This is a genomic window from Dyella ginsengisoli, assembly GCF_044904665.1.
Classification (GTDB): Bacteria; Pseudomonadota; Gammaproteobacteria; order Xanthomonadales; family Rhodanobacteraceae; genus Dyella_A; species Dyella_A ginsengisoli.
Genome location: NZ_JADIKM010000002.1, coordinates 509,199 through 531,831, shown reverse-complemented (window position 1 = coordinate 531,831; position 22,633 = coordinate 509,199). Strand labels below are relative to the sequence as shown.

General features: G+C 54.0%; 19 protein-coding genes. 16 read left to right on the top strand and 3 right to left on the bottom strand.

Annotation, left to right across the window (positions count from 1 at the left end; genetic code table 11):
- The first annotated feature begins 207 nt into the window (after positions 1-207).
- From ISP17_RS09295 to gmd, 14 genes are all read left to right on the top strand, one after another.
- Positions 208-1,143 carry a GDP-L-fucose synthase family protein gene (locus ISP17_RS09295; protein WP_404632365.1) on the top strand — a complete coding sequence of 312 codons (936 nt, stop codon included), beginning with the start codon at positions 208-210 and terminating at the stop codon, positions 1,141-1,143.
- Positions 1,140-3,182 (top strand): glycosyltransferase family protein, encoded by a 2,043-nt coding sequence (locus tag ISP17_RS09290; RefSeq protein ID WP_404632363.1) that lies wholly within the window; start codon positions 1,140-1,142, stop codon positions 3,180-3,182. Before ISP17_RS09295 ends, ISP17_RS09290 begins: the two co-directional genes overlap by 4 nt.
- A 287-nt stretch (positions 3,183-3,469) precedes the next feature.
- Positions 3,470-4,546, top strand: coding sequence for a glycosyltransferase family 2 protein (locus ISP17_RS09285; RefSeq protein ID WP_404632361.1), 1,077 nt, complete (start codon positions 3,470-3,472; stop codon positions 4,544-4,546).
- Positions 4,546-5,700, top strand: coding sequence for an FAD-dependent oxidoreductase (locus tag ISP17_RS09280; RefSeq protein WP_404632359.1), 1,155 nt, complete (start codon positions 4,546-4,548; stop codon positions 5,698-5,700). Before ISP17_RS09285 ends, ISP17_RS09280 begins: the two co-directional genes overlap by 1 nt.
- Positions 5,701-5,715: 15 nt before the next feature.
- Complete coding sequence (locus tag ISP17_RS09275; RefSeq protein ID WP_404632357.1) at positions 5,716-6,501, top strand: NAD-dependent epimerase/dehydratase family protein; 786 nt, start codon at positions 5,716-5,718, stop codon at positions 6,499-6,501.
- Positions 6,502-6,505: 4 nt separating this feature from the next.
- Positions 6,506-7,348 carry a sugar phosphate isomerase/epimerase family protein gene (locus ISP17_RS09270; RefSeq protein ID WP_404632355.1) on the top strand — a complete coding sequence of 281 codons (843 nt, stop codon included), beginning with the start codon at positions 6,506-6,508 and terminating at the stop codon, positions 7,346-7,348.
- Complete coding sequence (locus ISP17_RS09265; protein WP_404632353.1) at positions 7,341-8,177, top strand: glycosyltransferase family 2 protein; 837 nt, start codon at positions 7,341-7,343, stop codon at positions 8,175-8,177. Before ISP17_RS09270 ends, ISP17_RS09265 begins: the two co-directional genes overlap by 8 nt.
- Complete coding sequence (locus ISP17_RS09260) at positions 8,174-8,584, top strand: GtrA family protein (RefSeq protein WP_404632351.1); 411 nt, start codon at positions 8,174-8,176, stop codon at positions 8,582-8,584. Before ISP17_RS09265 ends, ISP17_RS09260 begins: the two co-directional genes overlap by 4 nt.
- Positions 8,585-8,589: 5 nt before the next feature.
- On the top strand, positions 8,590-9,954 hold the full coding sequence (locus tag ISP17_RS09255) for an FAD-binding oxidoreductase (protein ID WP_404632349.1): 1,365 nt from the start codon (positions 8,590-8,592) through the stop codon (positions 9,952-9,954).
- Entirely contained in the window at positions 9,954-10,697 is a 744-nt protein-coding gene (locus ISP17_RS09250; protein ID WP_404632347.1) for an SDR family NAD(P)-dependent oxidoreductase, read from the top strand. The genes ISP17_RS09255 and ISP17_RS09250 overlap by 1 nt, the downstream gene beginning before the upstream one ends.
- Positions 10,698-10,773: 76 nt before the next feature.
- Positions 10,774-11,544 (top strand): FkbM family methyltransferase, encoded by a 771-nt coding sequence (locus ISP17_RS09245; protein WP_404632345.1) that lies wholly within the window; start codon positions 10,774-10,776, stop codon positions 11,542-11,544.
- Positions 11,545-11,604: 60 nt separating this feature from the next.
- Positions 11,605-14,091, top strand: coding sequence for a hypothetical protein (locus tag ISP17_RS09240; protein WP_404632343.1), 2,487 nt, complete (start codon positions 11,605-11,607; stop codon positions 14,089-14,091).
- 506 nt (positions 14,092-14,597) lie between these two features.
- Positions 14,598-15,740 (top strand): glycosyltransferase, encoded by a 1,143-nt coding sequence (locus ISP17_RS09235; protein ID WP_404632341.1) that lies wholly within the window; start codon positions 14,598-14,600, stop codon positions 15,738-15,740.
- A gap of 25 nt (positions 15,741-15,765) precedes the next feature.
- On the top strand, positions 15,766-16,851 hold the full coding sequence (gene gmd / locus ISP17_RS09230; protein WP_404632339.1) for a GDP-mannose 4,6-dehydratase: 1,086 nt from the start codon (positions 15,766-15,768) through the stop codon (positions 16,849-16,851).
- Between the two features lie 100 nt (positions 16,852-16,951).
- Here gmd and ISP17_RS09225 read toward each other — a convergent pair whose 3' ends face one another.
- Positions 16,952-17,899 carry an electron transfer flavoprotein subunit alpha/FixB family protein gene (locus ISP17_RS09225; protein WP_404632337.1) on the bottom strand — a complete coding sequence of 316 codons (948 nt, stop codon included), beginning with the start codon at positions 17,897-17,899 and terminating at the stop codon, positions 16,952-16,954.
- A gap of 111 nt (positions 17,900-18,010) precedes the next feature.
- On the bottom strand, positions 18,011-18,757 hold the full coding sequence (locus tag ISP17_RS09220) for an electron transfer flavoprotein subunit beta/FixA family protein (protein ID WP_404632335.1): 747 nt from the start codon (positions 18,755-18,757) through the stop codon (positions 18,011-18,013).
- Positions 18,758-18,959: 202 nt separating this feature from the next.
- Between ISP17_RS09220 and ISP17_RS09215 the strand changes: the two genes are divergently transcribed.
- Complete coding sequence (locus ISP17_RS09215; RefSeq protein ID WP_404632333.1) at positions 18,960-19,934, top strand: glycosyltransferase family 2 protein; 975 nt, start codon at positions 18,960-18,962, stop codon at positions 19,932-19,934.
- The gene (locus ISP17_RS09210) at positions 19,927-20,835 is read left to right on the top strand and encodes a glycosyltransferase family 2 protein (RefSeq protein WP_404632331.1); all 909 of its coding nucleotides are present in this window, start codon (positions 19,927-19,929) and stop codon (positions 20,833-20,835) included. Before ISP17_RS09215 ends, ISP17_RS09210 begins: the two co-directional genes overlap by 8 nt.
- Before the next feature lie 53 nt (positions 20,836-20,888).
- Here ISP17_RS09210 and ISP17_RS09205 read toward each other — a convergent pair whose 3' ends face one another.
- Complete coding sequence (locus ISP17_RS09205) at positions 20,889-22,490, bottom strand: electron transfer flavoprotein-ubiquinone oxidoreductase (protein WP_404632685.1); 1,602 nt, start codon at positions 22,488-22,490, stop codon at positions 20,889-20,891.
- Positions 22,491-22,633: the final 143 nt, after the last annotated feature.

Below are 22,633 nucleotides of genomic sequence, written 5' to 3'. Positions count from 1 at the left end.
CGGAAACAATGCCGATCCGGAACTCGGCATGTGACAATACATGCCGATTTGTTCCTGTTGGTCTGGGTCGGAGGGGGCTCCCGACGAGTTTCCGGGCTAACGGTCTTGGAGCTTGCTGGATGCCCCGCACGCTTGGCCGGCTATCGTCATCCACTTGGCGATTGAAACAAAGGTGGAAACAAATTTATTTGGCAGATGGATAACGCGATGAATAAGAGCGACAAAATTTTGATTACCGGGGGAAAGGGCTTGTTTGGCTCTGCACTCGTCGATCAACTTACGCGGCAGGGATACAAAAACGTAGTCGGCTTGGGGCGCGAGGATGGCGACTTGACCCATACCGAGGCGACCCGGGATTTATTCGCGAAACACTCGCCCGATTACGTTTTCCATGCCGCTGGTCGCGTGTACGGGATCATGGGCAACATGAAAAACAAGGCGTTGTCGTTCTATGACAATGTCATGATCAACACCAATGTCGTCGATGCTGCGCACCGCGCAGGCGTAAAAAAGATCGCCGTAATGGGAACGGGCGCGGTGTATCCGTATCCGCCACCGGGACTCCCGTTTCGCGAAGAAATGATTTTCATGGGCGAACCTCATCATTCAGAGGACTCCTACTCGCACGCCAAGCGCGCCATGCTCGGTATGTTGCGCGCTTACAGCGAGAGCTACGGGCTGCAGTGGACTTATATTGTTTCCTGTAACTTGTTTGGCCCCAGAGACAGGTTTGACTCGGAACAGGGGCATGTCATTCCTTCACTTATCAAGCGCTTCTACGAAGCCAAGGTTGCTGGCACTGAAGTCGTGGTTTGGGGTGACGGAACTGCCCAGCGCGACTTCCTCTACGTCTACGACGCGGCAAAGGCCGCTACAGCGGTAATGCAACAGCTCGAGGGACCAGTAAATATCGGGAGTGGGAACGTTTACACGATCAGACAGGTGGTCGATATTCTCACTGAAGTCACGGGCATGCATGGTCGCGTGCTTTGGGATGCCAGCAAGCCGAACGGCCGCGAATATCTTGGTTACGACCTATCGAAGCTTCAATCGACCGGGTTTACCTGTGATTACACACTTCGCCAGGGCCTTGAGCAAACTTGGGCCTGGTATCAGAACCACATGGAGCCGATGTCCGCATGACAGTATCAACTTCGCCCCGTGTCCTGCTGGTCTCACAGTGGCCAAAAATCAAGAACGCCGAATATGAGTTGATCGAGAAGATTCGCCAGACGGGTTTCAAGATCACCGTTGTCGACTATCTCGGGTTTGATGTTGCGACTGGCGCGTGTATTAACGATGTGGCCCTGCCAGACAACTACGATTTTGCGATTTCCTTTCATTACGACACGCCGAAGTTCCTGAACTTGAAGACCTTCCTGTGGGTGGCCAACCCGCTGGAATTCATGCATTTTCAAGGAAATTATCGGACCGCGCTAATCCATCACTTGCGAGCCTATGATGGATACCTTTACAACGGGTCCGAGCTTCTGAAAGGACACATTGCACGCGTGCTGGGTAGCGAGCTTCCGGATGCGGATCTTCGCTTCATCGGTTCGTGCTCAAGCAAAGCAATGCTTCCGCCCAGAGGGCCAGATGCGCAGAGAGCACATCCCGATAAGATTTTCTATTGTGGCGTGAACTGGGAGCGTGGCTCGGGCAAGTCTGGTCGCGCGCAAGGGTTGCTGGACGTGCTCCAAGACCGCCAGCTCGCAGAATTCTATGGGCCTCGCGAGCTTGCAGGTATCAATCCATGGGAAGGCTTTACCTCCTATCGGGGTGAGATCCCATTCGACGGTGCGAGCATGTTCCTCACCATGCAGGAATATGGGGCAGTGCTTGCCGTTTCATCCCCCGCGCATCTGAAGTCGAAGACCGCGTCAGGGCGCGTTTTTGAAGGTCTTGCGGCCGGTGTGCCCGTAATTTCCGATGAAAACCCCCACATCAGGCACCAGTTTGGGGATTTGATCTATTACTTCAGTGGAAATTCGGAACACGAACGTGCGGACTCGATTCAGCGTGCTTTCGAGAGCATCCGGAGCGATCCTCAGGAAGCCGCCCGAAGGGTGGTTGAAGCGCAGGCGCTGATTGCACGGGAGTACTCCTTCGAGGTTTGCCTGGAGCAAGCCTTGGAGCACACAAGGTATGCATCAAGCTCGGCAAAGAGCCTCGTTGCGGATGCACCGTCGCCCGCCTGCGCGGTGGACATCTTTCTCGTTTCCCACGACCCGTACGGCCCGGCAGTCTACGATGGGAACCCATTCCCAAATCTGCCGCATGTATTGCGAGCCATCAGGGAGCTTCCTGCGGGGTACCGTGTCAACATTCACTACAGTTGCCCTGGTTTTGAATTCGAGCCGGTTTCTGTCGATGGGCCTGTCAAGATCGAGTGGAAGGCATTTGAAGCGCCTGCGTGTACTGCCGCCGATTGGCGAGCAATGAAACTGGGTGAAAAGGTCTCGATCCTCGCACCGCGTTCGTCTGGAGACTTTGCGGTCTTTTTCACGCAGTTCGATTATCCGCATTACGACTATTTTGAAAAAACCATTGCTTGGTTTGACGCTTCCGGCCGAGACGAGCAGGCCGCCGTCCACATAGCGGGTTTTTTTGTCAACAATTTCGCTGCTCCCGCTCCACCCAGTCCCGCTGGCATCCTGCGTAACAATGCGTCGGTGGGCCTGTATCGTTGGGGGCAGGACAGTATTGCTGAGCATCAACTTGGGCAGTACTGCTTCAATAAGAAGGCGATGGTCGCTCTAGATTTTCCCCGCCTCGCGGGCTTCGATGTGCTTCTTTCCACGAGCATATTGCTAGAGGCGACTGATAAAGACGTGAGAGTCTATCGTTCACGTTACCTGTTGCTTCGAGTCCTTTATGGCTACTTCCACCGCTATCACGCTGCTCACAGCGAAGCCGAAACCAAAGGATTTTGGGCACTACAATACGATCTGATGAGTAACTATACGCATGAGATCAATGCGCTTTATGACGTCTTTCACGAGTGCGGCGCTGCGGTCGCAATAGCTGACCGCATTTCTGGCCACGATCTTCCGCGTATGCCGGGAGTGGATCCGGCAGTCATCCGGGTTAACTACGTACTTGATCGATTGCGACCTACATACAGGAGGTTGCGCGGCATCTGGCGTTGGGTGAGTTTTTCTCACCTCCGCAAAGCGAGCTAAATAACTTAAGAGCTTTGAACAGCACCGGGTTTCGTGGAGGTTGTTGGGTTTAAGTCAGGCGTCCTGACGTCGTCCTGGAAGTTCGTAGTCATTCAAAAGTAGAGGTAGGGGCGCTTTGAGGCATACCGGAAGGGATCGGAGGAGCGATAAAGAAGTCGAGGTTCACCGAGAAGCAGATCGCCTAAGCGCTGCGGCTGGCGCCAATAGATGACAAGAGCAGCGCTGAGTCGTAAATAGATGTCGCTTGCTGAGAGAGCGCTTCGAGGGGCGAAATTCAGGTCCCCCGCATGAACCAAGGCACTCGCCACATTTTCGATAATGCTTTTAGAGAGATTTCAATGAAGTATTTTCCAATTTTCCTCTCCGTTGTTTTCGTTGTGCGTAACCAGTCGGGCGCTATTGCACAAATACTTCTTGAGGCCGCAAGCGTCATCGCCGAGCATGTAAGCGACTACGAGATCATCGTTGTAGATAACGCGTCAAACGATGACAGCATCTCTGTCTTCAAAAGGCTAGCGGATGAAGGCGGGCAACCCAACTTGCAGGTATATGCATTAACTAAAGAAGTAGATGCTGACACTGCATCGTGGGTAGGGCTAGAAAACGCGTTGGGTGACTTTGTTGCCGTTCTCGATCCTTTTATCGACGACATCAAATTTCTCCCTGAGATGCTTGACGAGGCGGCGGCTGGAGCCGACGTCGTGTTTGCGAATAATGATCAGGAGCCAGCTCAAAACTTTGCCTACAGGGCTGCAAAATTGGTTTTTAACGGCCTTTATAAGTGGCTCAACGGAATCAATTTGACCAAAGAAGCACCCCACTATCGAATTTTGAGCAAAAATGTCATCGGTTTCATTTTGCAGCATCGGCAACCGGCCACCACTTATCGCCATCTGCCGGCGACAGGTGGTTTTTCACGCGTTAACCTCAAGTATAGCGCGAGGCCGCGGAGTGTAAGCCCTAGGCGACTGGGAAAAAGCGTTGATTTGGGTATGCGGCTGCTGGTTTCAACCACCCAAGTACCGATGCGTCTCGTTACTTCGCTTTCCTTATTTGGAGCCACAGCAAACATTTTGTACTGCATGTACGTTGTGTTTATTGCTTTTTGGAAAGTTGATATCGCACCCGGGTGGATAAGCTTGTCGCTGCAGCAATCAGGCATGTTCTTCTTGCTCTCGATGGTGTTGTTTGTACTTGGCGAGTACATATTGCATATGGCTAGTCTATCAAATGAAGGCCCGCTCTATCATGTCGGGCAGGAATTCACTAGCGCCCGGATGACTCGACGCGAGAGATTGAATATTGAAGCGGCGGAAGAAAATCCATCGATTTCAACTCATACCCCAACAGAAGGGGGGGGCTGATGCAACCTGACCAGGCTAAGCAAGATGTGGTGATTTTGGGTGGCGGGTTTTATGGCGCGGCTATAGCGATTTACCTCTCAAGTCGCCGCAAGTTCAAGCGCGTCCAACTGGTAGAGAGAGAGCAAGCGCTCCTCTCGCGAGCCTCATATAACAATCAGGCGCGTGTGCATAATGGCTATCATTATCCGAGAAGCTTCACGACTGCGTACCGCAGCAGAGTCAATCTCCCCAAATTTTTGCGAGACTGGCCAAGCGCGGTGAAGAAGGACTTTACTAAGATCTACGCAATCGCGCGTCGTAATTCGAAAGTTACCGCCCGACAGTTCGAGCGATTCTGTGGCGAGATTGGAGCCATAATTAAACCCGCGGATCTCGTGCTGCGGGAACTATTTGAACCTCGCCTCATTGAGAAGGTATTTGCTGTTGAGGAATACGCCTTTGACACTACGGAGTTGGCGGCTTGGGCGGAGCGAGAATTGATTGCATGTGGGGTTGAGGTTTGCTTGGGGACTCATGCTACGGCAATTTCACGCGGAGCAGGAGGGACTCTAGATGTAACTGTGCGGTCGGACGAAAGCTCCGAGAAGGTTATTTCTAGCCGGTACGTCTTCAATTGCACCTACAGTGGATTAAATCAGCTCAAGGGGGACTTTCCTGGAACCAGAGCTTGTCTTAAGCAAGAAATTACCGAAATGGCATTAATGCGGCTTCCAGGCGAACTTGAGGGTCTAGGTATCACTGTGATGGATGGGCCCTTTTTCTCATTAATGCCATTCCCTGCTCGAAATGGACTCCATACCGTGTCTCATGTGCGTTACACGCCACACATGCATTGGACGGACGAGCGTGGGATAGACCCTTACCAAAAGCTTGCCCAATACGACCAAAGTGAAACCCGCGTTGACCGCATGCTAAGAGATATAGGTAGATATCTCCCGGCAGTACAGCGAGCAAAATATGTTGACTCTCTATTTGAGGTGAAAACAATTTTGACAAAAAATGAATGTGACGATGGGAGACCAATTCTGTTCGAAAAGCATGATGATTTGCCAGGGTGTTATTCAATTCTTGGCGGAAAGATCGACAATATCTATGATGTACTTGAAAAGCTTGATGCTGAAGATTTCGTTGGAAGTAGCATTAATTTCATATGACATCTGGAGTATTTTGTGGCTGATGCATTGATTGGATATTCAGGCTTCGTGGGCAGTACGCTTCTTAAGCAAGCGAAATTCGAGTCACTATACCGTTCAACAAATATTGGCGATATTCGTGAGCAATCGTTTGACACAGTTGTCTGTGCTGGTGCACCGGCACAAAAGTGGATTGCCAATAGGGAGCCTAACGCAGATCGTCAGAATATTGATGGCCTCATAGCCCACTTGGACGCTCTTCATTGCAAAAGATTCGTGTTAATAAGCACGGTGGATGTATTTAAACGTCCTATAGGCGTTGACGAGAGAACCGCTGTTGATGTGGAAGGAAACCATCCCTACGGCACCAATCGGCGCCTTCTTGAATCATTTGTTGAGAGTCGCTTTTCCAATCACCTTATTGTCCGCCTGCCCGGGCTCGTTGGTCCCGGCTTGCGCAAAAACGTCATATTCGACCTTCTGAACGAAAATAAACTCGAGGCGATCGATAGTCGAAGTTTGTTTCAGTTCTACCCAATGGTGAACCTTTGGCATGACATTCAGATCGCGATATCGGCCAAATTGAGCTTGGTCCATTTGACGGCAGAGCCAATCAGCGTCGCTCGTATTTCCGAGCAGGGTTTTGGGAAGGTATTCCAACATGTTTTAGCAAGTTCTCCGGCCGAATATGACATGCGCACGGTTCATGCGAATATCTTCGGTTCATCAGGTAGCTACCAATACAGCGCACGGGAAACCATCCAGAGCGTTAGGGCTTACGCACAATCAGAGCCTCTTAGAATCCAAGCAACAGGGGGTTGAAGCCATGAGGCTGGCTATTTCAAATATTGCGTGGGAAACCGTTGAAGATGAAGTAGTGGCCACCACACTTTCGAGGCTAGGTATCGATGCGATTGATATTGCGCCGGGAAAGTATTTCCCTGGACCGACTGCGGTACGCGACGATGATATCGCTAGAGTCCGAAATTGGTGGGCTACTCGTGGCATCGAAATAACGGGTATGCAGGCGTTGTTGTTTGGTACAACGGGCCTGAATGTGTTTGGCCCTCCGGATACTCAAAGTGCGATGTTGCAGCACTTGACTGCGGTGGCGCGAATCGCCTCAGGCCTCGGGGCAAAACGGCTTGTATTCGGCTCACCGAGGAATCGAGATCGCACCGGTTTGAGTGCTGAAGAAGCGATCGATCGGGCGGCAACATTCTTTCGTCGCCTTGGGGGCGTCGCAGAAAGCTACGGCGTTGTGTTCTGCCTCGAGCCGAATCCGGTGTGCTACGGGGCCAATTTCATGACCACCAGCGCTGAAACTGCCGATGTGGTAGCACGAATTGCTCATCCGGCCATTAGGATGCAGTTAGATACCGGGGCGATTACACTGAATGGTGAAGATGTCGGCTCAACCATTGAAAAATATGCCCATTTATTTGGGCATGTTCATATCAGCGAACCTGAGCTTGTTTGCCTTGGAGATGGTCGTACCGATCATGCCGCTGTAGATCTTGCGTTGCGAAAATGGCTACCAAATTCTGTGATATCTATTGAAATGTTAACCGCCAAGGATGAGCCTACGCTGTCTGCGATATCCCGGGCGATAGGCACTGCTAAACGCTATTATCAAAATATAGGACTTGGACAATCTACCCATGATTAATTCAACGATCTCGGAGAGGGTAGAGCCACCAGCACTGTCTGTAATAATTCCATGCTACAACGAAGAGTCAGTAATTAGCGATACAGTCAGAAACCTCTCTGTGGCGCTTAGAAAAGCTGGCATCTCGCACGAAATTATTTGCGTGAATAACGCCAGCTCTGATCGAACTGAGGAGGTTCTCTCAGAGCTGGCAGGCGAAATACCAGACGTTCTGTATATAACAACGCCTCCCATCCCGGGCTATGGCGTGGCCGTGAGATGGGGTCTTGATTTTTTCTCCGGAAGTGCCGTTGTCATTGTAATGGCCGATGGATCGGAGGATCCGGATGACGTGGTGGCATTCTTTCGAAAAATAGAAGATGGGTATGATTGCGCTTTCGGTAACCGATTCGAGACTGGTGTCTCGGTTGTCGGATATCCTCTATTCAAGCGACTGCTTAACAGGCTAGGCAATGCGCTTATCGCTTCAATTACCAAGGCAGATTATGGCGATTTCACGAATGGATTTAAGTGCTACAGACGACACGTTGTGGATTCTATGAGACCTTTGTGTTCTGATCAGTTTAATCTTACCGTCGAAATGTCTATTAATGCGGTATTGTCTGGCGCGCGGTTCGCCGTAGTCTCTAATTCATGGAAGGATCGCGACGCCGGGGTGAGCAAATTCGGCGTTCTAAAGCAATCCAAGCTTTACCTAATGACGATCGCCTACTGTTGGCTTCGTGCGCGGCTGCGCGGGAAAAGTTGGAAAGATTTTCAAGAACAGCTGGCTTCCGAAAAAAAGCTACGGGGATTGGGCACCAAGTGCGGTCCGGCCGAAGATCTATGACTATGGTATTTCAAGACGTAAAGGCAATCTTTCGGCCAGGCGCTGGACACCGACAAGTGGCGATATTTGCGCTCGTAGGAATCTCATCGAGTCTCACATATTTAGCTGTACTCGCCACTCTGGCAAGGGGTTTTGGTTGGGGAAATACGCCGTCAATTGTTGTGGCTTATCTTGTTGGGACTTTGGTTTCCTATCTGGGATCTGGCATCTTGGCCTTTCGAAAGCGGATGACGGGTTCAAACTTGACGAAATTTCTGGTGGTAGTTGGACTATCATTCCTAGCGAATATTGCTGTTTCCGAGGTTCTGTCGCCGCTTGGCGTTCGCGCCATCACTATTGGTATTATTAATGTCGTTTTTGTAGGTGCATTTAACTTTCTCTGCCACAAATTTTGGACATTTCGATAACTACCATGGATAAAAACGAGCGCCATCTTCATCAGGCTCCTTTACCTCGAGTTACTTGCTCGGGGTTCGGCGGTTATCGACGTGCTGAGCAAGATTTCATTCGCCCTGAGCGCTTTGATGGTCTAAAGCCTGCCCTGAATGCAAACGTAGCAACAATTGCGCCTCGCGGACTTGGAAGGAGCTACGGTGACGCTGCATTGAATGAGAATGGGGCATTGCTATTCGTTGGTCGCCTTGATCGCTTTCTCGCGTTTGACCCGGAAACCCGCGTGCTTAGAGTCGAGGCGGGCGTTCGAGTGTTGGATATCATGCGAATGGCCGTTCCCATGGGGCTCACTCTTGCTGTTGCTCCAGGATTAAGTGATATCACCGTCGGTGGGTGCGCCGCTTTTGATGTTCACAGTAAGAATCATTGGCGCTGTGGCGGTTTTGGCGACTGGGTCCTTTCCATGCGCGTGATGCTCGCCAGTGGGGAGATGGTGGACTGCACTCGCACCTCGAATAGTGAATTATTCTATGCGACGCTTGGCGGCCTTGGGTTGACTGGAATAATCGCTGAAATTGAGATTCAGCTCGAGATATTGGCCGGAACTTTGGTAAGGAATAAGTCAGATGCGTTCGATGGTCTAGACGACTTGTTTCGAAAATTTGAAGACGCTACCGTCGAAGCCGGCCACTGCGTTGCATGGCTCGATATACTAAACGGTCGAGATCCTAATGGAATAGTGATTTCCTCTGTAGTTACTAATGAGGCTTGTCCCGACAGGAAGCTATCGTGGGGCGAGATGGAGAGAAAACCCCTCGGGTTAATAGCTCCATTTTTCAATAAGCTATCGAATCGCGCTTTCAACTTGATGTACGCAGCGAAGCATAGGGTATTTCCTCACGGGGACATCGATCTGCGATCATTTCTTTTTCCCTGGGATGCGCTCCCAAACTGGAATCGCTTATACGGAAAGCCTGGTTTTGTTGAATATCAATGCTGCTTCCCGCTGGAAGGTGCAAAACGTGGGTTTGAGGAATTAATATCTGCGGTCGCAAGACAAAGGTCCAACTTTCCGGCATATTTCGCTGCGGTAAAACGCATGCGGGCGGGCATCGGCATGCTTTCATTTCCAATCGAAGGGTATAGTCTGCTCCTTGACTTCCCGGTTCGTGTCGGGCTCTTTGAGTTTTTGGATGAACTTGATGAAATTGTGGCGGCGCACGGTGGGCGTGTTTACCTCGCTAAGGACGGCCGTCTTTCGGCATCTGCGTTTTCTCGCATGTATCCGAATCGGGACGATTGGATGAAAGTACGTGCGAAAGTGGACCCAGGACAACGATTTTCTTCAAATATGGGCCGCAGATTAAATCTGGGGTGCAGATAATGTCGAGATGCATTGTTGTCCTAGGGGCCAGCTCAATGATCTGTAGGCAGGCGACGCTGGAAATGGTCAGGCCTGGCGATCGCGTGTGCTTGGCGGCGCGCAACGCGTCTGAATTGTCGCGTATTGCTTCCGATCTGCAGATACGAAGAAAACCAGAGCTAGTTATTACCCGGCTATTTGACACTAATGATTTCGGTGACCATCAGCGGTTTATAGAAGAGATTCACCAAACCTTGGGTGCGCTAGACATTATTCTGGTGGGCACAGGTGTGCTTGGTGATCAGATCGCTGCGCGTAGTTCGATACCCGCCATCAGAGAAATTCTAAACTCCAACTTTGTGGGGATCGCCACGCTGCTTTCGTCAGTCGCTAACATAATGGAAAGCCAACGTAGCGGAATTATTGCGGTATTGTCTTCGGTTGCAGGAGATCGGGGACGACAAAGCAACTATATCTATGGTTCTGCGAAAAGTGGTATGACGGCTTACCTTAGCGGTTTGCGTAACCGCTTGTCTGACAGCGGGGTGAGAGTTCTTACGATAAAGCTCGGCTTCGTAGATACCAGAATGATCGCTGGTATGGGGGGGGCTTTCTTGCGAGCGTCGCCCTACTACATTGGCCGAAGGATTGTGGCTAAGTTAGATGGCGAGTCAGGAAATGTGTATTTACCGTGGTTCTGGCGCTATATCATGCTCGTTATTGTTCATATCCCTGAGGGAATTTTCCGCCGCCTTAAATTGTAAGGAATTTCTAACTGACGGTTCGGGCAAAAAGTTTAGAGTCGATTAGAATCGGTCGATAGCCTCCATCGGAGTAAAAATGTACAGCAATTTAAAGACGGTCCTGCAACGTGTGGCAGTGTCAAATATCAGGCTCTACGCATTCGTAAGAAGTAATGTGGGGCGATTTGGATTTTTGCTGCCCCATGATTCCTCATTCTATGCTTTCAAGAAGTTAGGTGGGGGGCGAGGGATATTTCTTGACGTGGGCGCCAATGATGGGATTTCGGCTCGGTCGTATCGTAAATTAGTACCAAATCGGCCCATTGTGAGTATTGAGCCGAATCCACATCACGAGGCTTCGTTGTTAAGAGTAGAAAAGTCGATTGAAGATTTTTCCTTCATGCTAATTGGTGCTGGGGAGGCGAACGGAGAGTTAGTTCTTCATACTCCTATTTACAAGGGATTCGCACTCACCAACTACGCTTCGCTTGACCCCGAGTCTGCACGGAAGAATCTTGAGAGACATATGAACATCAGAAACATCGGAAAGAATTCGAAGTTTTCTGAAAATAGAATCCCTATCAAGAGGCTGGACGAACTCAATTTTGAACCGGCTATCATAAAAATAGATGTGGAAGGCTTTGAGGATATGGTTATTTCTGGTCTGAGGGATACCATCATAAGGGCGCAGCCTCTGCTGATGATCGAATACAATCAGCGCAGTTTTTCGACGGCAAAGACTATTATGACCGAGTTGGAATATACCGCAAAATCATACGATGTTTCGAGTGATAAGTTTGTCGCATTCAACGAGACAACGCCTAGCCTAAACGTTTTCTTTCTCCCGAAAAATGCAACGTATTCGTAATTGACGACGGCTCATAATGGTACGTTTACGGTCTTCATTTGAAGACAAGAAGGGGGACTGATGCCGACGATCTTTAACACGAAGCATTTGAAGGCGGTTGATTTATTGACTTGGCTGCTCGTATTAGTCGCGCCTTTCGCTATTGCTTTCGTCGCGTTCGGAGGGGCTGGCTGGGATTTCAGTGTTCCGATGGTTTATGGGAAATATGACGACATCTGGCAGCTGATTTTGACTAAGTCACTGCTTGATAACGGATGGTTTCTGAATAACCCATATCTTGGCGCCCCTGGAATAGCAAACGGCTACTTTAATTCGGCCGCGCAGACGAGCTCCATTCACTCCGTTATCATGAAGGTAATCGGAATTTTTGTTTCAGATTCAGTGAGGGTGCAATATTACTACTACTTTCTCAATTTTCCGCTTATCTCCTTCACCTCTTACATTTCCTGTCGGATGCTCCGCGTGTCTCGACTATTTGCGGTGTCGGTAGGAATTCTCTTTTCCTTGAGCCTCTATCGGCTCAACTTTCCATATTTCGCGTTCATCAGTAACTATTTTATGGTGCCCTTGGCCATTTTGGTCGTTATCTGGTGCGCAAAGGGTGCATACCTGAAAGGCGAAGCCAAATCGTTTAAGGAGGTGGTTCTTGAGCTGAAAGCGTCGGGAATGTTCTGGCTTTCCGTTTTAATCGTCTTCTTGATGGCGATTTCAGATGGTTATTATGCCTTTTTCACTGCTCTCCTGCTCGGTTTTGCCAGCTTGGTTGTTGTTTTTCAGAAAAGACATCGGCCATTTTTGAATGGTCTTGTGCCGTTGTTCTTTGCAGGTTTGATTATAAGCATAACGCTTATAATGATGATTCCGTTAACGCAGTATAGGAATGCACACCCCGAAGAGTTCTTTCCCGGCGGCGTGCAAGATCCGGCGCTTACGATTCATCCATTTGAGGCCGAGGTTTACGCCAGCACCCTCAAAGTAATGTTGACACCTAACCTAAATCACCGCGTGCATTGGATCGCTCGTCTGGCTGAAAAGATGCGGCAATCTGGCGCGCCTGCTAGAAAGTATGGCTATGGGGTGAGTGGGCAGCTCGCCAGTCTTGCAAGTATTTGTTTCTTGCTCCTAATGAGCGTCTTCTGCTTTCCTAGATGGATTTTGGAGAATAGATTTGTAAATAATCTCGCTGAAGTTCCCGAAAGCGGTGATCCGGGACAGATTATCTATATTCTGGGTCTTATTGCCGCATTCATTTTTGTGACTGAGACTATGGGGGGCGTTGGCTCGCTTATAGCCCTTGTCTATCCATTTATCAGGGCGTATGAGAGACTCTCTATATTTCTGATATTTGTTGCGCTTTTGGCTGCCGCATTATTTCTTACGAACTTACTTTCAAGGCGTGTGAAAAATAGTCCCGTGACGTTGTTGCTGGTGGGCATCGTGACAATGATCGCACTTCTGGATCAGATTCCCGTAAATCTGGCACGATCCATGTCATCGCCCGACGCACAGCGTTTTCTGGCCGAAAGGACATTGGTACATGAGGTTGAAAGTCAGCTGAAGCCAGGTGCAATGGTCTACCAATACCCATATGCGCAATACATGGCGCCGAGTCCGTATTATGGTATGGGTTCACAGGCACAAACGAGATCTTACCTTCATTCCCATACTCTTCGATGGAGTAATGGCGCCTCTAAGAATAGTGCAGTTGATTTATGGCATCGCGATCTTGCCAAGCTTGGTCCTGTGGATCTTATGGACGAATTGGTGGATTATGGATTTCGGGGCGTTCTCATTGATCGGTGGGTCGTCAATGATCACGAGTTTGCGGCGGTGGGAGATGCGATTAAGTCAATCGGTGGTAGGGAGACCGCGGAGAACTCTACTGCAAGGATGGCGTTCTTCAAACTGCCCGATTACGGATTTCATTTGCAGATGGACAAGGATTTTCAGGTTCCGTACCGACTCGTTCTGCACGAAGACGTACCTCTAGATTATGCAAGGCTTCCTCCCTATGTGGATGGCGATCTTTTGAAAGAGATATTGCAATCCTATAAGGGTGGGCTGCCAAAGCAGTTGGAGTTTTCTAAATATCCCGGGCTTCTCGATGTTCCGCTTTATTCGACGATCGTTCGTGGCTTCGTCGAGAACGTTGATCAAAAGAAGCTTCTGGGTGATGTTGATTGTGTTTCGCAAAAGGTCAGCGATTTTAGTGGGCCTTATACCAACATTCCTCTGCAACTGACAAATAACTCGACTTTCGCCTGGAGGCTGGGCGCAGGTTCGCATCCGATTACGCTTGGCTATCACGTCGTTGACTCTGAAGGCGCAGTGGTGAGCTGGGATAACGGGTTTCGAATCAAGTCCGGGTTACTTCTCTCTCCCGGCAAGTCTCAGCGCGTCGTTTTAAAGATACCCAGCTCCGATTTCCAGCAATATATTGGTAGAGACTACCGGGTGGTTTTTGAGCTACTTCAAGAGGGAAACGCATGGTTCGGAGTAAACTCAGTGAACAATGCATGTAGCATGCGGTTGCCGCCGGCTTCCTAGGGTGGCTGGCCCCGATCCGTAATGTCGTGTGAGATACCATTCACATTGACCGTTATTTCTCAATTTAAGTGTTTGGATAGTGCGAATACAGGTGTTGCTAAATGTTGCGTTTGCTCGCCTCGGGCCTAGGCTTTCGAGGTGGTTTGGTAATCAGTCTTAACTATGTAAGGATGCGGAACTAATTTGGTGTTTTGATGCGCTTGTCTTCTTTTCTCATTCTAGATAAGGCGCGCACAGTAATCTGCGCCTTGATCAGAAGTGTGCTCGCGCGTTGTAAGTTGTTTTTCGAGGTGTTATTAATGTCAGTGCCGACTCAAAAAGCGAAGGGCGATAGAGCTCGCAAGCAACTGCCATTTCGATTGCCAATTTTGAAAGTCTGGAAACCTTCACCGTCAGAACTTGCTAAAGTTAACTTCTAAAGTAGAGCGATCTTTTCAGAAGGGGTCGTTACTCCTCCTCGCAACATTGGCCTGCGCAGTATGGATGTACGTTTAAGAAAGTTTCTGTTGGTAAGCTACTACATGCCTTGTCGGGGGCATGGAGGCGGTCTACGGCTGCTGGATCTTTATTCGATCATCAGAAAGTCCTTTCCAGGCGCCCGTCTCGATCTTGTTGCCGCAAAGTCCGCTCCGGATGACGCGCCTGAAGCGGAAGTTCTTGCGCTGTTCGATCAAATTCGACTTCTGGATCCTTCCGATTTTTCTGTTGAAGGCTTTGCGTCAGTTGGAATTCTATCGATTGATTACGATGTTGTTGATCTTCAGTACCTGCAGTCCGGTAAATTCATTCGTGCGTTTCGGCAGGCAGGCGCGAAAAAGATCATCTTTTCGCCGATGGAGTCTATGGTTCGGGCACTAGGCACAATCTTTAGGGGTTTCGCCCTCAGGCGTGCCCAGATTGGGCAGGCGTGGCTGAATATCACCTTCGCTGCGAAGGAGCTCCGCTATCTATTTTCTGCCGACGCTGTGCTATGTGTCTCCAAAGGAGATGCAAAAGTGCTGCGCTGGTTTCGCTGGTGGGGAGGCGTGTCTGAGATAGAGACTGGTGTTTCTCCGTTCGAATTTCGGGAGAGTCTGAAAGAAGCGTCGCATCGGCGAGACCTCGACGAGGTTCGGCGCATCGTTTTTATCGCCTTTTTCGGGTCGGCGACCAATAGGGATGCCCTGAATTGGTACTTGCGCGAAGTCCATCCGCTCGTTCTGAAGTCCGTTCCGGGTTACCGCTTTCAGGTTGTCGGCAGAGGCCTGTCGGCTGAAGAAGTGCAGGCGGAGTCGGTTGATTTGATCGGGGAGGTCGAGCGTATCGAGCCCTGCCTCAGTGGGGCCTGGGTCGGGATTGCCCCCGCTTTGTCTGGCGCGGGGCTGCGGGGAAAGATCAACCAATATGCGGTCGCCGGAATACCATGTGTTGCGGCGACGCTTGCGGCCAAGGGGCTCGCCTACCGTGACGGCCTAAGTATCTGTCTGGCGGGGGATGCTGCAACCTTCGCCAAACATTGCATTAGGCTGCTATTGTACCCGCTGGAAAATAAGGACATGGGTCTCGCGGCTCGGAAGGTTTGTCTCGCTAACTACGTGTGGGAGGCGAAGACAGGCCAGATATCGAGGTTGTACGGCGGGGCTCGCGACGCAGATTCTCGTAAGAATTGACAAAAAACGGCAGGAAGATAGATAGATGAGTAAAGTCGCCTTAATCACTGGTGTGACTGGACAGGATGGATCGTACCTCGCGGAATTTCTCCTGAACAAAGGCTACATCGTGCACGGTATCAAGCGCCGTAGCTCGCTGTTCAATACGAATCGTATTGATCATCTGTATCAGGATCCGCACGACCAGGATCGGCGGTTCATTCTTCACTATGGCGACATGACCGACTCCAGTGCGCTCATTCGTATAATTCAGCATACTCAACCTGACGAAATTTACAATTTGGCGGCTCAAAGTCACGTCGCTGTTTCATTTCAGGAGCCGGAGTACACCGCTAACTCCGACGCGCTGGGTCCCTTGCGTGTGCTTGAGGCAATCCGAATTCTTGGACTGGAAAAGAAAACGCGCTTCTATCAGGCGTCGACTTCCGAACTTTATGGCCTGGTGCAGGAGATTCCCCAGAAGGAAACGACTCCATTCTATCCTCGCTCGCCCTATGCTGTGGCGAAGATGTATGCGTACTGGATTACGGTCAACTACCGAGAAGCTTATGGAATGTATGCGTGCAATGGCATACTTTTCAATCACGAATCGCCTGTTCGAGGGGAGACGTTCGTAACCAGGAAGATTACTCGCGCATTGGCGCGCATAAAGCTTGGTTTACAAACGTGTCTGTATCTAGGCAATCTCGATGCTCTGCGCGACTGGGGGCATGCGAAAGACTATGTCGAGATGCAGTGGTTGATGCTCCAGCAGGAGCAGGCTGAAGACTTCGTGATTGCGACGGGCGTTCAGTACAGCGTTCGTGAGTTCGTGAACGCGGCTGCAGCGGAAATCGGAATCACGGTTCGCTGGGAAGGAGAGGGTGCCGCTGAGAAGGGGTACGATTCCTCGGGCAAATGTATCGTCGCAGTCGACCCTCTTTACTACCGGCCAGCAGAGGTGGAGACGTTGCTGGGCGATGCTTCCAAGGCAAAGGAAAAACTTGGTTGGCAACCGAAGATCGGCTTCAAGGAGCTGGTTGCCGAAATGATGCGTGAGGATCTGAGGTCAGCTGAAAGAGACGAGCTGGTGAAAAAGCATGGTTACCATGCTTTTGATTTCCACGAGTAAACTATTTAATTCAGCGACACCTGGGTTTTCCCGAGGCTATGGGGCGCCTTCATCCAATGGAGGCGCCCCTTTTAAATAGTCGAACGGTAATCCCCGGCAATCATCCGGCGAGCGCTTGTTCCAGCTCTGGAATGATCTTAAACAGATCCCCGGCCAGACCGAAGTCGGCGACCTCGAAGATTGGCGCCTCGCCATCCTTGTTGATCGCCACGATGGTACCCGCGTCCTTGATGCCGGTGAGGTGCTGGATGGCGCCGGAGATGCCGATCGCCATGTACAGTTCGGGGGCGATGATCTTGCCAGTCTGGCCGACCTGCAGCTCGTTCGGCACGTAGCCGGCGTCGACCGCGGCGCGCGAGGCACCCACGGCGGCGCCGATCTTGTCTGCGAGCTTGTAGATGATCTCGAAGTTTTCCTTCGAGCCGACGCCGCGGCCGCCGGACACCACCTTGTTGGCGCTCTGCAGGTCGGGACGGTCGCTCGAGCCCTGCTGCAGTTCGACGAAGCGGGTGTGTGAGGGCAGGGCGACATCCAGCACCAGCGCTTCAACCGGTGCCTTGTTCGCGCCGCTGGCGGCGGCCGGCCAGGACGCGGTGCGGATGGTGGCGACCACGGCGTGCGCCGGGTTGGCCTCGACGGTGACGATGGCGTTGCCGGCGTAGATCGGGCGCTTGAAGGTATGCGTGCCTTCCACGCTCATCACGTCGCTGACCTGGGCCACGCCGAGCAGGGCGGCCACGCGTGGAGCGAGATCCTTGCCGAAGGTGGTGGAAGGCGCGAACACGTGGCTGTAGCCGGCGGCGGCCTTGGCCACCTGCGGCGCCAGCACGGCGGCCAGCGCATGCGCGTTCTCCGCGTGGGCGACGGTGAGCACGCGGCTGATGCCCTCGATGGCGGCGGCCTCGGCGGCGATGGCGTCGACGCTGTCGGCCAGCACCAGCACGTCGATGGAGTCGGGCTTCACGGCGGCGGCGGCGCTAACAGCGCGCGCGGTGGCCGGGTTGAGCTTGCCGTGCAGGTGCTCGGCGATAACGAGGATCTTGCTCATGGGTGTCTCCGGATTTGTTTGCAGGAGCCTGTGCGTGGGCGAGGCCCTTCGCGCTGGATCAGCATCGAAACTAAAGCATCGCCCGCTGGCGGGCTCCTACAGGAAAAGGATTTACAGCAGGCCTTTCTGCTTGAGGGCGGCGACCAGTTCGGCGGCGTCCTTGACCATCACGCCCTTGCTGCGCTTGGCCGGCGCGGCGTAGTGGGTGGTAGTGAGGTGGTCGTGCGCTTCCACGCCCAGCGAGGCGAACTCGATCGTGTCGATCGGCTTGGACTTGGCCTTCATGATGTCCGGCAACTTGATGAAGCGCGGTTCGTTGAGGCGCAGGTCAGTGGTGACCACGGCCGGCAGCTCGGCCTCGATCACTTCCAGGCCGGCATCCACTTCACGGGTCACGGTGGCATTGCCGTCGGCGATCTCCAGCTTGCTGGCGAAGGTGGCCTGCGGACGGTCCCACAGCGCGGCCAGCATCTGGCCGGTCTGGTTGGCGTCGTCGTCGATCGCCTGCTTGCCCATCAGCACCAGGCCCGGCTGCTCCTTCTCGACCAGCTTGAGGAAAGCACGCGCTGCGGTGAGCGGCTGCACGGCCTCGCTGGTGACCACGTGGATGGCGCGGTTCGCGCCCATGGCCAGACCGTTGCGCAGGTGCGCGGTGAGGTCGGCCGGACCGATACCCACCACGATCACTTCGGTGGCGATGCCCTTCTCGCGCAGGCGCAGCGCTTCCTCCAGCGCGATGTCATCAAACGGGTTGGCGGAGAGCTTCACGCCATCGGTCACCACCCCGGTGCCGTCGGGCTTGACCTGGATGCGCACGTTGTAGTCCACGACGCGCTTGTAGCCGACCAAAATCTTCATCTACGAGTCCTTTGATTTGGGCTGCCTGCTTCGGTGGCAGCTTTTACTTCACTCACCAGTTTAGCTGGAGCGAAGGGCTGAGTCTCGCCTGTCGGAACCCCGAAGCGTTTGAAACTTGCGGGCCGACGGCGCGCCCCTTCCCGTTGCGTTTGCCGCGGGCCATCATTCGGGATCTTTATCAAGAGCGACCGCTGGGCAGGCGATGACTTTGACGGTTTCAGTGGTCCTATGTACCTACAACGGAGAGGCCTACCTCGGTGAGCAGCTCGACAGCCTGTTGTCGCAGACACGCTTGCCTGATGAGGTCGTGATCGGTGATGACGGCTCCACCGATGCCACACCGGCGCTGCTCGAGTCGTTCACGGTTCGTGCAAAGCAGCTGGGAATTGTGGTGCAACTGGTCCACCGATCACACAACCTCGGGTTCATAGGAAACTTCTCGGAAACAATGCGCCTTGCGAATGGAGATCTCCTTTTTCTGTGCGACCAGGATGACGTTTGGCTGCCAGGCAAGTTGGCCACCATGGAGCAGCGCTTCGACGAAGATCCGGACCTGCTGATGCTTTGCACAGATGCGCAACTTATCGGAGCGCGCGGCGAGGATCTTGGGGTGACGCTGTTCGGTGCGCTCGAACTGAAATCGTGGGAGCTGGCGCAGGTGCACGGCAATTGCGCTTTTGGCGTGCTGCTTCGTCGAAGCATGGTGACCGGAGCGACGGCCGGCTTGCGCAAGACGCTGGTGTCCAGTGCACTGCCCGTAGGACCCGGCTGGATCCACGACGAGTGGCTGGCGATCGTCGCGTCAAGCATGGGCCGCATGGATGCGCTTGAGGAATCGTGGATCAAGTACCGGCAGCACACGCACAATCAAATCGGCATGCGCAAGCGGGGCGCGTTGGACAAGTGGCGTGATCTTGTCCGTCCGCGGCGTGCGCAATTCGAGGCTGAATTGGTTCGTCTCGCTGCGCTTCAGGCACAGTTGGAGCGCTCGGGTGCCGTGGCGCAGCTTGCGGAGTTGGCCCGCAAGAGCGGACATTTTCGCATCCGTGTGGCCTTGGGGAGGCGTTCCCGCCTGCTGCGGTGGCCGTTGGTAATGCGTGAGGCGCGTGCGGGCAACTATCGGCGGTACGGCACTGGAATGCGCTCTGTGTTGCGGGATCTTCTGCGCCATGACTGACGATCGCCACGCCGCGGTATGTGCAGTCGTGGTAACCCACTATCCCGATTCCACGGTGTTGCAAGGCCTGCTTGCTTCGGTATCGGCGCAGGTGGGTTGCGTGGTGGTGGTGGACAACTCCGCCGAGGACATGGAGCTTCCGCCAGGCCATGCCGACGTGACGCTTATCCGCCAGGGTCGCAATGGCGGTCTTGCGCAGGCGCAAAACGTGGGGCTCGACTGGGCCCGACAGCACGCCTTTGATTACGTGCTGCTGCTGGACCAGGACAGCACGCCTGACGATGGCATGGTGTGCGCACTGCTGGATGCGCTGCGGCGCCTTGGCGATTCCGCCAGGGTCGCGGCTGTTGGGCCGCGCTTTCACGACGTGCTGGAGGCGCGCGACGCTCCCTTCGTAAAAGTGGGTTTCCCCCTGAACCACAAGCGCTGGTGCGACCATCCCGGGCAACTGTTGGAGTGCGATTTCCTGATCAGCTCAGGCGCACTGATTCCGCTGACTGTCATCGACGACATCGGGTCGATGGATGAAAGTCTTTTCATCGACAATGTCGATCTGGAATGGAGCTTCCGGGCGCGTGCCCGTGGTTACAAGCTCTACGGTGTGTGCGCCGCGGCGATGCAGCACCAACTGGGCGATTCCCGTCGTCAACTGCCGTTCGGCCTGGGCCAGGTCATCGTGCACGGGCCCGTGCGGCTCTACTACATCATGCGCAATAGGTTCAGGCTTTACCGATTACCGCACACGCCGTGGATCTGGGTCGCACAGGACATGCCCCGGTTGGCGGTAAAGCTGTTCCTTTTTGCCGCGATGATCGGCCCGCGCGCGCGAAACATTCGCTTCATGCTTCGCGGGCTGTGGGACGGCTTTCGCAGCAAATCTGGGCCCTGTCCCCTGGCGTGAGGTCTGCTCTGGCGGTGGATATTCAGCCCACCGCCGTGATCCGGATGCCTGCATCACATGTTCTGGTAATTCGGCCCCGACCCGCCTTCCGGCGTGACCCAGTTGATGATCTGGTAGGGGTCCTTGATGTCACAGGTCTTGCAGTGCACGCAGTTGGCGGCGTTGATCTGCAGGCGCTTGCCCGCCTCGTCGTTGACGATCTCGTAGACGTTGGCCGGGCAGAAGCGGGTGCACGGGTTGCCGTACTCCTCGGCGCACTTGGTCACGCAGATGGAGGTGTCGGCCACGTGCAGGTGGATCGGCTGGTCTTCCTCGTGCTCGGTGGCGGCGAAGTACACGCCGGCGAGGCGGTCGCGCGGCGGCAGCTCGCGCTGCACGTAGTCGCGCTTCGGTTCCTCCTGCTCGCCGAGCTTGTGCAGCGAGGACCAGTCCGGCTTGTTCTTCAGCGTCCACGGCGAGGCGCCGCCGACGGCGGTCTCCCAGGCGGCGTTGAGCATGCCGAACCACAGGCCTTTCTTGAAGGCGGGCTTGATGTTGCGCACCTTCTTCAGCTCGGCCATCACCTCCGAGCCGCGCAGCCTGGCGTCGAAGCCGGCCGCGGAGAGTGCGTTGGCCGCCAGGTGTTCGGCGGCGAGCATGCCGCTCCGGATCGCCTGATGCGTGCCCTTGATCTTCGGCACGTTGAGCAGGCCGGCGGTGTCGCCGATCAGCAGCGCACCGGGCATCTCCACCTTGGGCAGCGACTGGTAGCCACCGGTGACGATGGCGCGCGCGCCAGCCGAGAGAATGGTGCCGCCCTCGAGCAGCGGCTTCATCATCGGATGGTTCTTCCACTGCTGGAAGGCTTCCCACGGCTGATAGTTCGGGTCGGTGTAGTCCAGGCCGCTGACGTAGCCCAGCGCCACGCGGTCGCCGTCCAGGTGATAGAGGAAGCTGCCGCCGTAGGTGCGCGTGTCGGCCGGCCAGCCGAAGCTGTGCACGATCTTGCCCGGCGTGACGCGCCCGGCCGGCAGCTGCCACAGCTCCTTGATGCCGATGGAGTAGCCCTGCGGGTCGCTGTCCGCATCCAGCTTGAAGCGCTTGACCAGCTGCTTGGTGAGGCTGCCACGCGCGCCCTCGGCGAGCACGGTGACCTTGGCCTTGATGTCGATGCCCTGGGTGTAGCCGGCCTTGTGCGAGCCGTCCTTCGCCACGCCCATGTCGCCGATGCGCACGCCGGCGACCGAACCGTCCTCGTTATAGATGGTGTCGGCGGCGGCGAAGCCGGGGAACACGTCCACGCCCAGCGCTTCGGCCTGCGGCGCCAGCCACGCGCACATGGCGCCCAGCGAGACGATCACGTTGCCGTGGTTGTTCATGCCCGGAGGAACCGGCAGCTTGCGCCCGCCGGTCTTGCTGAGCAGCCAGAACTCGTCTTCGGTCGCATCCACGCAGATCGGCGGCGGGTTGCTGCGCCAGTCCGGCAGCAGCGCATCGAGCGGGCCGGTTTCGATGACGGCGCCGGAGAGGATCTGCGCGCCGATGGTCGAGGCCTTCTCGATCACACATATAGATGTGTCGGGCTGGAGCTGCTTGAGGCGGATCGCGAACGACAGGCCGGCCGGGCCTGCCCCCACCACGATCACGTCGTATTCCATCGTCTCGCGTTCGCTCATCGCTGGCTCCATCGTCTCGTGCGGGCGCGCGGGCGGACCGTGCGCGCGGGTATCGATCAGGACGCGCATTGTCCGGTTTCGCGTGCCGCGCGGCAACGCGTGCTGCGCCACCGCTTGCAATCGCTTCGTTCCGGGCGGTGATA